This window comes from Enterobacter cloacae complex sp. Mu1197 (genome assembly GCF_040059225.1).
Taxonomy (GTDB): domain Bacteria; phylum Pseudomonadota; class Gammaproteobacteria; order Enterobacterales; family Enterobacteriaceae; genus Enterobacter; species Enterobacter quasiroggenkampii.
Genome location: NZ_CP157375.1, coordinates 2,981,918 through 2,996,426 on the forward strand (window position 1 = coordinate 2,981,918; position 14,509 = coordinate 2,996,426).

Here is a 14,509-nt window from a genome sequence, read left to right on the forward strand (position 1 = left end):
TTCCCCCGCTACGCGTTTTTTATTATAGCCCCGGGGTTTTTAAACTGAAGCCGTTCCTAACCTGTAAGAGACGGATATGAAAAACAGAAAAGTAAACCATGCCCTGCTGGCGGGCCTTGTCTTCAGCACCCTGATCTCCCCTGCGGCAGTGGCGGCCTGTAAAGGCACCGACCTCAGCGCCTGCCCAGCCCCCTTCGACACCGCGCTGCCTGACCCCCATAAGATGCTCACCTGGAGCCAGGCCGATCGCGTGGTGGGCTTTCGCAATGACTACCGCAACTACGCCGGGGATCGTTTCCGCCACGGTAACGCCGTGCCGCTGCAAATGTCGGACAAGCCGCTCACGGACGCACACTATCAGGTCAACGGCAGGCGCTACGGCCTTCAGGAGTACCTCCAGCGCCAGAACGTCAGCGGCATGCTGGTACTGAAGGACGGCAAAATCGCCTGGAAGTATCTTGGAGAGGGCAATACCGACTCGACGCTCTGGACCTCACGCTCGGTTGGGAAATCGGTGGTATCGGCGCTGGTGGGCGTGGCCCTCAAAGAGGGAAAGATCCACTCGCTTGACGATCGAATCACGCGGTATGAACCCGACCTGAAAGGCACCGCGTGGGACGGCGTGACGCTCAGACAGCTGATCACCCATACCTCCGGCGTGGCCTGGAACGAGGATTACACCAACCCCCACTCCGACTTTGCGCAGCTCACCGAGTGCGAGGCGAAGCCGGGTACCTATGACTGCGTGCGCAAGTTGGTGAAGGGGTTACGCAGAGCGCATCCGGCCGGAGAGAACTGGTCTTACTCTTCGGGTGGCGCCTGGCTGCTGGGTGACGTGCTGGAGCGGGCCACCGGCATGACGCTCGCAGCCTATCTGGAGAAAAGCATCTGGCAGCCTTACGGCATGGCGAGCGACGGCGTGTGGCATGCCTACAGCAAAGGCCAGCACGACGTCGGCGCGCACGGCTTTAACGCCACGCTGGAGGACTGGGGACGCTTCGGGCAATTTATCCTGAACAACGGTACGCTGCCGAACGGTAAGACCATCCTGCCGGAAAACTGGATCCGGCAGTCGTCAGACTGGACGAAGGCCAAAGGCTCGGTATCAGACGCCCATCCCGGGGGGCTGTACGGCTATCAGTGGTGGAACAATGAAGTGCCCGCGAACGCCACGAGCGTAGAGCCAACGGCACAGGATTCGATAAAAGGTTCGCTCTGGGCGCTGGGCATTTTTGGGCAGATGATCGTGGTGAACCCGAAGGAAAATCTGGTCATCGTCCAGTGGTCTACCTGGCCGCAGGCGGAGCCGTCCTTCAGCGCCCAGCCGCTGGAAGCTTCTCTGATGTTTAGCGCAATTGCCAGGGCGCTGCGCTAAAATGCATCCGCCGGGTAATGAAGCGGTTACCCGGCGCATTCTGAAACGGGCCTCTGCGCCACATCACAAAATCGCAATATCAGAGACTTACAGAATATTGGTGAATAAAAAGCCAACGGTTTGTTAAGTTATTGTTGCCATTAATTGTATTTATCAGTCGAATTATATTCATGCAAGAAATGCATCAGTCGATGCGGCATTTGCGCTTATCTAATTCCTCATCCTGATCCAGTTTTCAGAAACAGACGCGTAAAACGTCAACAATAAACTGGAGATAACCATGTTTTCCTCAACCTCACCTGCAACCGTACGGTCGAAAGCGGGCGCGATACTTCGCGTCACGTCCGGCAACTTTCTTGAGCAATTCGATTTCTTTCTGTTCGGCTTCTATGCCACCTACATCGCCCACACGTTCTTCCCGGCGAGCAGTGAATTTGCGTCGCTGATGATGACCTTCGCCGTCTTCGGCGCGGGCTTTTTGATGCGTCCAATCGGGGCAATTGTGCTTGGCGCGTATATCGACAAAGTGGGCCGCAGAAAGGGGCTGATTGTCACGCTGTCCATCATGGCGGCGGGGACCTTCCTGATCGTGCTTATTCCGTCTTATCAAAGCATCGGTCTGTGGGCGCCGCTGCTGGTGCTGACGGGCCGTCTGCTGCAGGGTTTTTCCGCCGGCGCGGAGCTTGGGGGCGTGTCGGTCTATCTGGCTGAAATCGCCACACCGGGCCGCAAGGGTTTTTACACCAGCTGGCAGTCCGGTAGCCAGCAGGTCGCCATTATGGTCGCCGCCGCAATGGGCTTTGCGCTGAACGCGATGCTGGAAGAGAGCGCCATCCGCGAATGGGGCTGGCGCATCCCGTTCCTGTTCGGCTGTTTAATCGTGCCGTTTATCTTCTTCCTGCGCCGCAAGCTGGAAGAAACGGAAGAGTTCAGCGCGCGTCGCCATCATCTGGAGATGCGTCAGGTCTTTAAAACGCTGCTCGCGAACTGGCAGGTGGTGGTCGCGGGCATGCTGATGGTGGCGATGACCACCACGGCGTTCTATCTGATCACCGTCTACGCACCCACCTTTGGCAAAAAGGTGCTGATGCTGAGCGCGTCAGACAGCCTGCTGGTCACGCTGCTGGTGGCGATCTCTAACTTCATCTGGTTGCCGGTGGGCGGTGCCCTGTCGGACCGTTTCGGGCGCAAGCCGGTGCTGATTGCCATGACCCTGCTGGCGCTGGCGACCAGCTATCCGGCCCTGACGCTGCTGGCGAACGCGCCCAGCTTCTCGATGATGCTGAGCGTGCTGCTGTGGCTCTCCTTCCTCTACGGCCTCTATAACGGCGCAATGATCCCGGCGCTGACGGAAATTATGCCGGCTGAAGTGCGCGTGGCGGGCTTCTCGCTGGCTTACAGCCTGGCAACGGCGGTGTTCGGTGGCTTTACCCCGGTGATGTCCACCGCGCTGATTGAATACACCGATGACAAAGCCTCGCCGGGCTACTGGATGAGCTTCGCCGCGGTATGTGCCCTGCTGGCAACGCCCTACCTCTACCGCCGCCGCGCGGTATCGCTGCAAAACACCGTCAAGTCAGAGGGGGCAGTATGAAACGCACTTATCGCTATACCGTCAGCGCGCTGGTACTGACGTTCCTGAGCGTCAATGCCTTTGCCCAGGACGTGAAGGTGATGATCTCAGGCGGTTTTAAAGCCGCCCTTGAAAAGCTGGCCCCGGAATATGAACACCGGACCGGGGATAAAATTGTGATCATCCCCGGCCCCTCAATGGGCAATACGCCGCAGGCGATCCCAAACCGACTGGCGCGCGGCGAGAAGGCCGACGTGGTGATTATGGTGGGCGATGCGCTGGAGAAGCTCGAAAAGGCCAGCCAGACCCAGCCGGGTTCGCGAACGGAACTCGCGGATTCTCCCGTTGGCATGGTGGTAAAAAAAGGAGCGAAAGTACCGGATATCAGCAGCGATGCGAAACTGCGTGAAACGTTGCTGCAGGCCAGCTCCATCGCCTACTCTGACAGCGCCAGCGGCAGGTACGTCAGCCAGGCTTTATTCAAAAAGCTGGGAATAGAAAAAGAGGTGGCGGGTAAAGCGACAAAGGTCGAGCGTATTCCGGTCGCCTCAGAAGTGGCCAAAGGAAAATACACCCTCGGTTTCCAGCAGGTTAGCGAGCTGTTGCCGGTTCAGGGCGTCACCTTTGTCGGGAAAATCCCTGACAATGTGCAATACATCACGCGCTTCGCGGGCGCGGTTACCCGTCATGCAGAACATCCCGGGGAGGGGAAAGCGCTGTTGACTTATCTCGCCTCACCGCCCTCAAGGACCGTCATTACGGAGACGGGGATGATCCCCGTTACGTCCGGCGATACTGCTCGGTGATCTGCTTTTCCAGTTCAGCCGCAATATAAGACTGGATGCGCCCCCGGCGCCGGATAAGCCCCACGGTGCGTTTCACTTCCGGCGCCATCAGCGGCAGATGCGTCAACAGCGTGTGCTCTGAGGTCGGCATTGACATGGCGGGAACGGCAGCGATGCCGATCCCCGCCTCAACCATACCGAGCATCGTGGTAACGTGACGTGTTTCGCAGACGCTGGGCCGCTCGGGAACGATATCCCCCAGCATCCGATCGAGCAGATTGCGGTTGCCTGACGTTTTATCGAGGGAGATATAATCCTGCTGATAAAACGTCTTCCACGTCAGGTGACTCTTCTGCGCCAGAGGATGATCCTTTCTGCACGCCGCAACGTAGACATCCTCCACCAGCGGGAAAAATTCGATTTCAGACGGCAGGTTTCCTGCAAAGCAGATACCAAAATCCGCCTGGCTGCGGGCCACGGCGTCAATCACATTGCCCGCGCTGCTGTCGATGAGCTTAATGCGAACACGCGGATAGCGAGACTGAAAACGCCGGATCACGTCAGGCATAAAGTAACAGGCCGCGGAAGGTACCGTGGCAACCGTGATCAGCCCCGTCCGCTCTTCACTGGCCTTATCGACATCCGCGAGCATTGACTCAACGCTGTCGAGCAACTGTGCGGAGCGCTCGGCAAAGTTTTGTCCGTAGAGCGTCAGCGCCACGCGGCGGGTGGTGCGATCGAACAGCCTGTTTCCCAGCGCGGCTTCCAGCTTTTCAATCCTGCGGCTCAGCGCCGACTGGGATAAACAGATAGATTCAGCGGCGACACGGAAGTTACCGTATTCCACTAACGCTCTGAAAGCATAAAGATCGTTCAGGTCAAAATTCACGGGCATAGCGTCTGGATGTCCTGTCATGGAATACGCAACAAAGTCAAAAATAATAGCGTCTTATTGACCTGCCGCAACCGCCCAGGCGTTGAAATACCGATCAGAGGTTGTTGAGATGCAGGCGGATGTACCCGGCGCGGTCCGCAATGGCCTGCCGATCCTCTTCCGTCATGTCCGCTAGCTGTTTAAAGACAATGCCCAGGCGGGGATTGTTACCGAGACGCGCCTTATTGCGCGCAAAGAAGTCCCAGTAAAGGGCATTGAAGGGGCACGCCTGTTCGCCGGTACGCTGGTTGTGTTGATACCGGCACCCCTGACAGTAATTACTCATCTTATGAATGTATGACGCGCTCGAGACGTAGGGTTTACTGGCCAGTAACCCGCCATCGCCAAACTGGCTCATGCCGAGGGTGTTGGGCAGCTCCACCCACTCAAAGGCGTCAATATAGACGCCCAGATACCATTCATGGACCGCCTGCGGCGACAGGCCGCTGAGCAGGCTAAAGTTGCCAATGACCATCAGGCGCTGGATATGGTGGGCGTAAGCCTCGGTGAGCGACTGCCCAACGGCATGCGCCAGGCAGCGCATCTGCGTCTTGCCCGTCCAGAACCAGTCCGGCAGCGGGGCGTGCTGGTCTAAGGCATTCAGCTCCCGATAGCCCGGCATCTGCGACCAGTAGATCCCGCGCACATACTCCCGCCAGCCGAGAATTTGTCGGATAAACCCTTCTACGGCAGGCAGCGGCGCGTGGCCCGAACGCCACGCCTGCTGGGCGGCCGCGACCACTTCCCGCGGATTAAGCATTTTAGCGTTCAGCGCAAATGAAATTAACGAGTGGAAAAGAAAAGGTTCCTCCGCGTGCATCGCGTCCTGCCAGTTTCCAAACTGCGGGAGCACGTGCGCGATAAAATCATCCAGCCTGGCTTTGGCTTCCGCACGGTTGAGCGGCCAGCGAAAATTGCCGGCCTGCGGTTCGCCGAAGGTCTTTACGCCGCAGCGTTGGATCTCCGCCCATAAGGCGGAACGATCGTGGCAGGGACGCGCGTCCACCGGCGCGGGAGGCTCGCCGGACCAGCGCTTGCGGTTTTCAGCATCGAAATTCCATTTCCCCCCTTCCGGCTCGCCTTCAGAGGTTAACAGGACCCCGTGCTGACGACGCATTTCCCGATAAAAGTACTCCATTCGCCAGCTTTTGCGTGACGCAAAGAACGCGCTGACCTGTTCCCGAGTGGTGAAAAAATGCTCGCTGCTGACGCAGGCCGTTTCAACGGAGACCGTCTTCGCCCACGCCTGCAGCTGCGTATCAAGACGCCATTCGTCGGGCTCCTGCCATATCACCCTATCCGCGCGGTAATGCGCGACAAGCGCGTTGAGATTGTCTTCCAGCGCGCCGCGGTTTGAGCCATCGGAGAGTCGGACATACCTCACCCGATGCCCCTTCTCTTTTAATGCAGAGGCAAACGCGCGCATGGCGGCGAAGATAGCGATAACTTTCTGGGCGTGATGAAGCACGTAGGCGGTTTCTGCCCGGAGTTCCAGCATCACGTAAATGACGTTCGGACTGCAGGTATCAAACCAGCTGTGATGCGGATTAAGCTGATCGCCCAGGATCAGACGCAGCTCGGTCAACGGTGGCTCCTGCGGCAACGCTCAGAACAGTATTTAACCTCATTCCAGCATTTCGCCCATTTCTTGCGCCACGTCATGGGCCGCTGGCAGTGCACACACAGTCGACTGGGCAGGTCCTGCTTATTACCTTTGAAATCGCTCATCTTTTCAATACCGCACTGATTAATTCACCCCACCTGCGGATAAAGGCCACGACAGACTTCACAAAATGAAGGTGATGCCCGCAAACCGCTACCCACCGCTACGTACGAAATGATAGTTTATTCAGGCTGGATTTGTCGCAGTGAGCGATTTTCTGGCATCTTAACCGAACCTGACTTTCCCATTTTTGTTCAAGTGACGAGTTTGCGAGCAAAGCGATGATAAAGTGGCCCTGGAAAACGAATGAGGCTGGCCGGGATGTGGCGCTGCCATGGGATGACGCGCTGACGATCCCTGTTCTGGCTAATCTAAACCCGGATGAACAATCGAAACTGGTTCAACTGGCGGATCGTTTTTTGCAGCAAAAACGCCTGGTGCCACTGCAGGGGTTTGAACTCGATCCCCTGAAAAACGCCCGCATCGCCCTGCTGTTCTGTCTGCCGGTGCTTGCACTCGGCATTGAGTGGCTGGACGGTTTCCACGAAGTGCTTATCTATCCCGCGCCGTTCGTGGTGGATGACGAATGGCAGGACGACATCGGGCTGGTGCATAACCAGCGCGTGGTGCAGTCCGGACAAAGCTGGCAGCAAGGGCCGATAATCCTCAACTGGCTCGATATTCAGGACTCGTTCGACGCCTCCGGCTTTAATCTGATTATTCATGAGGTGGCGCACAAGCTGGATACCCGCAACGGCGATCGCGCCAGCGGCGTTCCGCTGATCCCGCTTCGCGAGGTCGCGGGCTGGGAGCACGACCTGCACGCGGCGATGGATAACATTCAGGATGAAATAGACCTTGTGGGCGAGAGCGCGGCCAGCATTGACGCCTATGCGGCAACCGACCCGGCTGAGTGCTTTGCGGTGCTCTCCGAGTATTTCTTCAGCGCGCCAGAGCTTTTCGCACCCCGTTTCCCGGCCCTGTGGCAACGTTTCTGCCAGTTTTATCAGCAGGATCCGCTCCAGCGCCTGCGACAGAATGAGGCGTCCGGCGGGCATTCGTCCCGCCAGGTTCATTAAGCTTTTTCAGCAGGGGTACGCTCAGTTGACCATACCCCTATGCTCAGGGCTAAAAACAGCAGCGCCATTCCCCATGCGGCCACTGTTAAAGCCTGCTCCCCGTAAAAGCGCGTCACGACCGGCACCAGCAGTGCGCTGACGCCGTAGCCTAACGTGTGGCTGGTGGCGATGACGCCCGCGCCTTTCCCCGTGGTCAGCCGATCGTTCAGCAGAAGCTGGTAGCCCGGCGTGGCCATCGCCGCCCCGAGTGACGTGATAACAATCCCCACGTAGAACAACATTAAACCGGCAACAGACATCAGCCCAAGCCCTGCCACCATCAGCACCGCCGCGATACAGAGCAATGTCACCGGGCTGAAATGCTGCGGGCGGACCACCAGAAACTGTGCCGCGAGCGTGGCCAGCGCGGCCAGGCTCAGCAGGAGCGCGACATGATGGCTGATCTCCCGAGCGTTACCGTCCAGCAGCGGGCTAAGATGCGGTGACAGGCCAATCTGCATCAGGCTCACCAGCGCCGCCAGCAGCAGCGCCAGCAGCAGGAACGGCATCATGGAGGCCTGCAGGCGGGTTGCCTGGTGGGCTACCGGCGGCAGCGGCGGGTCAGCGACTTCGCGAAGTACCAGCAGCAGAGCGAGAAGCGGCGCAACCGCCATCAGCCAGAGCGGCGCGACCGGATTAACGCTGAGCATCAGCGCCGCCAGCGGTGGGCCGAGCAAACGCCCGCAGCTGAGGCCGGAGCTTATCGTCGCCAGCGCCGCCATTCTTTTCTCCAGTCCCGCACGCTGAATCGCCCACGTCTGGGCCGCAGGCACCAGCCCCGAGACCGTCAGTCCGTAGAGCAGGCGCGAGAATATAAGCCCCGCCAGCCCCCAGACCGTATCCAGCCTTCCGGCCGCCATCGCCCAGACCACCAGCGCCATCACAACAAAACTGGCCAGATAGCCGCTTAGCGAGGCCAGCATGACGGACTTACACCCCTTCCGCTCGCTCTGACGCCCCCACCAGGGTGATGCCGGTAAAAAGAGCATGGATCCAAACATCAACAGCCCGGCCCAGACCGAGAGTGACAGCCCGGTCAGGGTGACCAGCTGCGGGAGCATCACCAGCAAACCGTTTTGCCCGATGCCCAGTAAACCCGCAGATAGCGCCAGGGGCCAGTTAGCTTTTGAGGTGACGTTTTCCGTCAAGGTTTCAGAGTCAGCGCGCATGAGAATGTGAACATAGTGTCAATAAATGTGTGGAAATTATGAAGTTTATGAAAACAAATATTGCAAAAATGGTTGCGACTGTAAACAGAATGAATATCATAACGAGAATTATTATCAATCATGGAATGAGGTACATCTATGCGTGCTCTGCTCCGCGCCGCCGGTACAGACGTTGCAGCCCAGTGTTTTTTAAACGCCCTGTTGCGCGAAACGAAGGACTGGCGCTATCACTCCGCTACCGATGCGGATGCGCTATCTGAGATCCATATCCCGCTTTCCCAAACCCAGGCGCTTCGGGTGCCGGTACGCTATTTCTCTCCCACCCAGCATCATCAGTACCGTTTCCCGGCAACGCTTATTCAGAGCAACAGCGACCGCAGTGACGCCGTCACATTCTCTCAACTGGTTGATTTAATTCTTGAAAAACCGTCCGTAAAAGGCTCACTGGATGCCGATACGCTGGCGCGTTTTAAGCAGCGCGTTCTCGAAAGCCATGCCCACACCTGGCAGGCGATTGATTTACGCCACGGCTGGGCAACCCTGCGCGATAAGCCGCTGACGTTTGCCGACGCGGAACAGGCGCTGCTGGTCGGCCATGCGTTTCATCCGGCACCGAAGTCGCACGAGCCGTTCAACGAAACCGAGGCGCGTCGCTACCTGCCTGATTTCGCCTCCCGCTTCCCGCTGCGCTGGTTTGCCGTTGAGAGCACGCTCGTTGCCGGCGACAGCCTGAACGTCTCCCTGCGTGAACGTCTACTGCGCTTTGCGGCCCAGAGCGCGCCCGAGCTGCTCGGCCACTTCACCGACACCCGTTGGCTGCTGCCGATGCACCCGTGGCAGGCCGACTATCTGCTGGAGCAAGACTGGTGCCAGCGTCTGGCGGAAAACGGTTCACTGCAGGATCTGGGTGAAGCGGGCGCACAGTGGCTGCCCACCAGCTCCTCCCGCTCGCTGTACAGCGAGACCAACAGCGACATGATTAAGTTCTCCCTCAGCGTGCGCCTGACCAACTCCGTGCGCACGCTGTCGGTGAAAGAGGTGAAGCGCGGCATGCGCCTGGCGCGTCTGGCAAAAACGGAACGCTGGCAGGAATTACAGGCGCGCTACCCGACCATGCGCGTGATGCAGGAAGACGGCTGGGCGGGACTGCGCGATGACAGCGGCGTCATTCAGGAAGAGAGCCTGATGGCCCTGCGCGTTAATCTGCTGTTCGATACGCCAGCCACCCAGACCAACGTGCTGGTGAGCCTGACGCAGGCCGCGCCGGACGGCGGTGACAGCCTGCTCGCTGCGGCGGTGCGCCGTCTGAGCCAGCGTCTCGATTTACCGCTCGCTCAGGCCGCCCGCTGCTGGCTGGACGCCTACTGCGACCGCGTATTGCTTCCGCTGTTCAGCGCCGAAGCGGACTACGGTCTGGTCCTGCTGGCGCACCAGCAAAATATCCTCGTTGAGATGCAGCAGGATTTCCCGGTCGGGCTGATCTATCGCGACTGCCAGGGCAGCGCGTGGACCGAAAGCGCCGACGCGTGGCTGAAAGAAGCTGGCGAAACTGAGGTGGAAAACCGCTTTGGCGAGAGCCAGCTGCTGCGCTACTTCCCTTACTACCTGCTGCTGAACTCTACCCTTGCCGTTACCGCCGCCCTTGCTGCCGCCGGTTTTGACAGCGAGGAGAGCCTGATGTCCCGGGTGCGCGACGCGCTGGCGGAACTGCGCCGCACGGCGAAGCAGGCCCGCTGCCTCGACTACGTGCTCGACAGCCCGACCTGGAACTGCAAAGGCAACTTCTTCTGCTACCTGCACGATCGCAATGAAAACACCATCGCCGATCCGGCGGTGATCTATTTCGACTTTAGCAACCCGTTCTACAAGGAGAAGGCGTGATGGCTATCGCGAATATCGTCCATTCCGGCTACGGCTTTCACTGCACCGCAACGGATCGCCCCCTGCCGCTGGCGTTGGGTCTCGACGGCAGCGCGGTGCTGGAGCGTCTGAAGGGGATCCCGGACGGCTGGTTGATGGAAGCTCTGGATCAGCTGTTTGTGGCCGCCCCCGCGCTGACCGGCATTACGTTACCGTGGGCGGACTGGCAGGATGAACCCCAGGCGCAGGCGCTGTTTGGCCTGGCCCATGGTGATTATCTGGCGCGCAATGCCTTCTGGCAGTTGCCGCTGTGGCTGAAAGGCGAACGGCATCAGGCAAGCGGCGGAATGCAGTTTGACGAGAGCCGTCAACTGTACTTCCCGCTGCGCCCTCACCGCCCGCGGGGCGAAGTGTATCGCCGTTACGATCCGCAAATTAAGCGCACCCTCAGCTTCCGCGTGGCCGACGTGGCGCTGGACGGCGAGCGCTTTACCCAATGGATGAACAACCCGCGCGTGAACGCCTTCTGGGAGATGGCGGGCCCGCAGGCCGAGCAGGAAAACTACCTGCGCCGTCAGCTCGACTCGACCTACTGCTACCCGGTTATCGGCTGCTTCGACGACCAGCCGTTCGGCTATTTTGAACTCTACTGGGCGGCGGAAGACCGCATTGGCCGCCACTACCGCTGGCAGCCGTTTGACCGCGGGCTGCACATGCTGGTGGGCGAAGAGAACTGGCGCGGTGCGCAGTACATCCGCAGCTGGCTGCGCGGCCTGAGCCACTACCTGTATCTGGATGAACCGCGCACCACGCGGATTGTCGCCGAGCCGCGCTTCGATAACCAGCGCCTGTTCCGCCATCTGGACTCCGCTGGTTTCGACACGGTGAAAGAGTTCGACTTCCCGCATAAACGCTCGCGCCTCATTATGAGCCAGCGTCACCGCTTCTTCAGCGAGGTGGGCCTGTGAACGCGCTCTGGGAAAAAGTGAACCGCGAGATGGTGGCGAAGATCCTCGCCGAGCTGGAGTATGAACGCACCCTGCGTGCCGAGCCGCTTGCGTCTGACGCCTGGCGCATCACCATGGGCAACGAGTCCTGGCAGTTTTGCGCCACGCGCGGGATCTGGGGCTGGTTGCATATCGACCCGGACAGCCTGACCACCGCCAGCGGTGCCGCCGTGGAGGCGGAGCGCGCGCTGCTGCAGCTGGCGAAGGTGCTGGAGATGAGCGACGCGCAGACGGCGGAGCACATGGAAGATCTCTACGCCACGCTGCGCGGCGACATACAGCTGCTGCAGGCGCGTGAAGCGCTGGACGCGGACGCGCTGATCCACCTCGATCCGGACGAATTACAGTGCCTGATGCGCGGTCACCCGAAGTTTATTTTCAACAAAGGCCGCCGCGGCTGGGGCCTGGACGCGCTGCGTCAGTACGCACCGGAGTATCGCGGACGTTTTCGTCTGCACTGGGTTGCCGTTCAGCGGGAGCATCTGGTCTGGAGCAGCGACGTCGATTGCGATATCAGCGCCCTGCTGGCCGGCGCCATGGACAACGCCGAGCGCGCCCGCTTTGACGCCCGCTGGCAGGCGCTGGGTCTCGACGAGAGCTGGCTGCCGGTGCCGCTGCACCCGTGGCAGTGGCAGCAGAAGATCGCCATTCATTTCCTGGCGCAGCTGGCGCGCGGTGAGATGGTTGAGCTGGGCGAGTTTGGCGATGAGTACCTGGCGCAGCAGTCCCTGCGCACGCTCACCAACGCCAGCCGTCGCGCGCCGTTTGACATCAAGCTCCCGCTGACAATCTACAACACCTCCTGCTATCGCGGTATTCCGGGCAAATACATTGCCGCCGGGCCGCTGGCCTCGCGCTGGCTGCAGCAGCAGTTCGCCAGCGACGCCACGCTTGCCCGCTCTGGCGCGCAGGTACTGGGTGAGCCCGCTGCTGGATACCTGTCGCACCCGGGCTATGCGGCGCTGCCGAAAGCACCCTATCGCTATCAGGAGATGCTGGGCGTGATCTGGCGCGAGAACCCGTCCTGCTATCTGCAGGACGGCGAACAGGCGGTGCTCCTGGCGGCGCTAATGGAAACCGACAACGCCGGGTGTGCGCTGATCGACGCGTGGATCAGCCGCTCCGGGTTAAGCGCCGAGGCATGGCTGGAAAAGCTGTTTGAGGCATCGGTGATCCCGTTCTATCACCTGCTCTGCCGCTACGGCGTGGCGCTGATCGCCCACGGGCAGAACGTGACGCTGGTGATGAAGGATTACGTCCCGCAGCGCATCCTGCTGAAGGATTTTCAGGGCGATATGCGCCTGGTGGATGAAGATTTCCCGCAGGCCCAGAGCCTGCCGGAACAGGTGAAGGCCGTCACTGCGCGCCTGAGCGCGGATTACATCATTCACGATCTGCAAACCGGCAACTTTGTGACGGTGCTGCGTTTTATCTCACGCCTCACGCTGCAAAGCGGCGTCAGCGAAACGCGTTTCTATCAGATCCTCGCCGGGGTTCTTCACCGCTATATGGCCGCGCACCCCGAGCTTGCCGATCGCTTCGCGAAGTTTGACCTGTTTAAGCCGCAAATTATTCGCGTGATCCTCAACCCGGTCAAACTGACCTTCTCCGAACACGACGGTGGCAGCCGCATGCTGCCGAACTACGTCACCGACCTTGATAACCCTCTTTTTCTGGCCTCCCGGGAGTCAGCGCAATGAAAACCTATGATTTCATCGGCATTGGTATCGGCCCGTTTAACCTCAGCATCGCCGCACTGGCAGAAGGGCTGGACGGTTTTAGCTCGCTGTTTCTTGAGCGTAAACCTCACTTTTCCTGGCACCCGGGAATGATGGTGCCGGACTGCCACATGCAGACCAGCTTCCTGAAGGATCTGGTCAGCGCCGTGGAGCCGACCAACCGCCACAGCTTTCTGAACTACCTGGTGCAGCGCAAAAAGTTCTACCGCTTCCTGACCACCGAGCAGCGCACGGTTTCCCGCGAAGAGTTTGCGGACTACCTGTGCTGGGCGGCGGATAACCTCACCAACCTCGCCTTCAGCCAGCAGGTGCAGCAGGTGAGCTTTGATGAGAAAAACGGCCTGTTTGAGGTGGTGACCCAGCGCGACCGCTTCCTGGCGCGCCACGTCTGCGTAGGGATCGGTAAGCAGATCAACCTGCCTGACTGCGTCACCGTGCAGGACGATACCTGCTTCCACGCCAGCGAGATGATGCTGCGCACGCCGGATCTTACGGGCAAGCGCGTCACCGTCGTCGGCGGCGGCCAGAGCGGTGCCGACCTGTTCCTGAATATTTTCCGTGGCGAATGGGGCCAGCCGCTGAGCCTGAACTGGGTATCGCGCCGCAACAACTACAACGCGCTGGATGAAGCCGCCTTTGCCAACGAGTATTTCACGCCGGAGTACGTGGACAGCTTCTCCACGCTCGGTGAAGAGGCACGTCGGCAGATGCTGCACGAGCAGAAGATGACCTCCGACGGCATCACCACCGAGTCACTGCTGGCGATTTATCGCGCGATGTATCACCGCTTCGAAGTGCTGCGTGAAAAACCCTGGGCGCACCTGATGCCGTCCCGCTCGGTGACAGCCCTGACGCGCCTGGAAAACGGCCAGCGCCTGAGCATACAGCATCACCTTGACGGCGGCCGCGAGCAGCTGGAGAGCGACGTGACGATCTTTGCCACCGGCTATCGCGCCGTGCAGCCTGCGTTCCTGGCGCCGCTGTCTCACCGCCTGCATCTGGATACGGACGAAGCCTTCTGCATCAACAACGATTTCACCCTCGAATGGGACGGTCCGCAGAGCAACCGCCTGTTCGCCGTGAATGCCGGGATGCACCGTCTCGGCATTGCCGAACCCCAGCTCAGCCTGATGGCCTGGCGCGCGGCGCGCATTCTGAATCGCGCGCATGCCGACGAGCCGTTTGAGCTGGCTACCACGCCTGGCGTTATCCACTGGCGAAGCACCACCAGCCCGGAGAACAGTCAGGTTTTTAAATCATTAGCTAAAACCACCGAGTACTGACAC

Annotated in this window: 12 protein-coding genes; 8 read left to right on the plus strand and 4 right to left on the minus strand. The window is 59.8% G+C overall.

Annotated features, from left to right (window positions below; genetic code table 11):
* Nucleotides 1-76: 76 nt before the first annotated feature.
* From ABFV38_RS14105 to ABFV38_RS14115, 3 genes are all read left to right on the plus strand, one after another.
* Nucleotides 77-1,375 (plus strand): serine hydrolase, encoded by a 1,299-nt coding sequence (locus ABFV38_RS14105; protein ID WP_348957438.1) that lies wholly within the window; start codon nt 77-79, stop codon nt 1,373-1,375.
* Nucleotides 1,376-1,655: 280 nt separating this feature from the next.
* A complete protein-coding gene (locus ABFV38_RS14110; RefSeq protein WP_348957439.1) occupies nt 1,656-2,969 on the plus strand; it encodes an MFS transporter in 1,314 nt (437 codons plus the stop codon).
* The gene (locus ABFV38_RS14115) at nt 2,966-3,754 is read left to right on the plus strand and encodes a substrate-binding domain-containing protein (RefSeq protein ID WP_348957440.1); all 789 of its coding nucleotides are present in this window, start codon (nt 2,966-2,968) and stop codon (nt 3,752-3,754) included. Before ABFV38_RS14110 ends, ABFV38_RS14115 begins: the two co-directional genes overlap by 4 nt.
* Here ABFV38_RS14115 and ABFV38_RS14120 read toward each other — a convergent pair.
* From ABFV38_RS14120 to ABFV38_RS14130, 3 genes are all read right to left on the minus strand, one after another.
* Complete coding sequence (locus ABFV38_RS14120) at nt 3,729-4,628, minus strand: LysR family transcriptional regulator (protein ID WP_045908141.1); 900 nt, start codon at nt 4,626-4,628, stop codon at nt 3,729-3,731. The two genes, ABFV38_RS14115 and ABFV38_RS14120, sit on opposite strands and share 26 nt — an antisense overlap.
* Nucleotides 4,629-4,722: 94 nt before the next feature.
* Nucleotides 4,723-6,252: a cryptochrome/photolyase family protein gene (locus ABFV38_RS14125; RefSeq protein WP_348957441.1), complete on the minus strand. Its 1,530-nt coding sequence runs from the start codon at nt 6,250-6,252 to the stop codon at nt 4,723-4,725.
* Nucleotides 6,249-6,395 (minus strand): DUF2256 domain-containing protein, encoded by a 147-nt coding sequence (locus ABFV38_RS14130; protein ID WP_071530926.1) that lies wholly within the window; start codon nt 6,393-6,395, stop codon nt 6,249-6,251. Before ABFV38_RS14130 ends, ABFV38_RS14125 begins: the two co-directional genes overlap by 4 nt.
* A gap of 216 nt (nt 6,396-6,611) precedes the next feature.
* Between ABFV38_RS14130 and mtfA the strand changes: the two genes are divergently transcribed.
* Complete coding sequence (gene mtfA, locus ABFV38_RS14135) at nt 6,612-7,409, plus strand: DgsA anti-repressor MtfA (protein WP_048029376.1); 798 nt, start codon at nt 6,612-6,614, stop codon at nt 7,407-7,409.
* Here mtfA and ABFV38_RS14140 read toward each other — a convergent pair.
* Nucleotides 7,406-8,617, minus strand: coding sequence for an MFS transporter (locus ABFV38_RS14140; RefSeq protein WP_262801469.1), 1,212 nt, complete (start codon nt 8,615-8,617; stop codon nt 7,406-7,408). The genes mtfA and ABFV38_RS14140 overlap by 4 nt on opposite strands.
* A 138-nt stretch (nt 8,618-8,755) precedes the next feature.
* Between ABFV38_RS14140 and ABFV38_RS14145 the strand changes: the two genes are divergently transcribed.
* The 4 genes from ABFV38_RS14145 to ABFV38_RS14160 are packed head-to-tail and all read left to right on the plus strand — an operon-like array spanning nt 8,756 to nt 14,506.
* Entirely contained in the window at nt 8,756-10,498 is a 1,743-nt protein-coding gene (locus ABFV38_RS14145; protein WP_348957442.1) for an IucA/IucC family protein, read from the plus strand.
* Nucleotides 10,498-11,445: a GNAT family N-acetyltransferase gene (locus tag ABFV38_RS14150; RefSeq protein ID WP_348957443.1), complete on the plus strand. Its 948-nt coding sequence runs from the start codon at nt 10,498-10,500 to the stop codon at nt 11,443-11,445. The genes ABFV38_RS14145 and ABFV38_RS14150 overlap by 1 nt, the downstream gene beginning before the upstream one ends.
* Nucleotides 11,442-13,184: an aerobactin synthase IucC gene (gene iucC, locus ABFV38_RS14155; protein ID WP_348957444.1), complete on the plus strand. Its 1,743-nt coding sequence runs from the start codon at nt 11,442-11,444 to the stop codon at nt 13,182-13,184. Before ABFV38_RS14150 ends, iucC begins: the two co-directional genes overlap by 4 nt.
* Nucleotides 13,181-14,506 carry a SidA/IucD/PvdA family monooxygenase gene (locus ABFV38_RS14160; RefSeq protein WP_234083906.1) on the plus strand — a complete coding sequence of 442 codons (1,326 nt, stop codon included), beginning with the start codon at nt 13,181-13,183 and terminating at the stop codon, nt 14,504-14,506. The genes iucC and ABFV38_RS14160 overlap by 4 nt, the downstream gene beginning before the upstream one ends.
* Nucleotides 14,507-14,509: the final 3 nt, after the last annotated feature.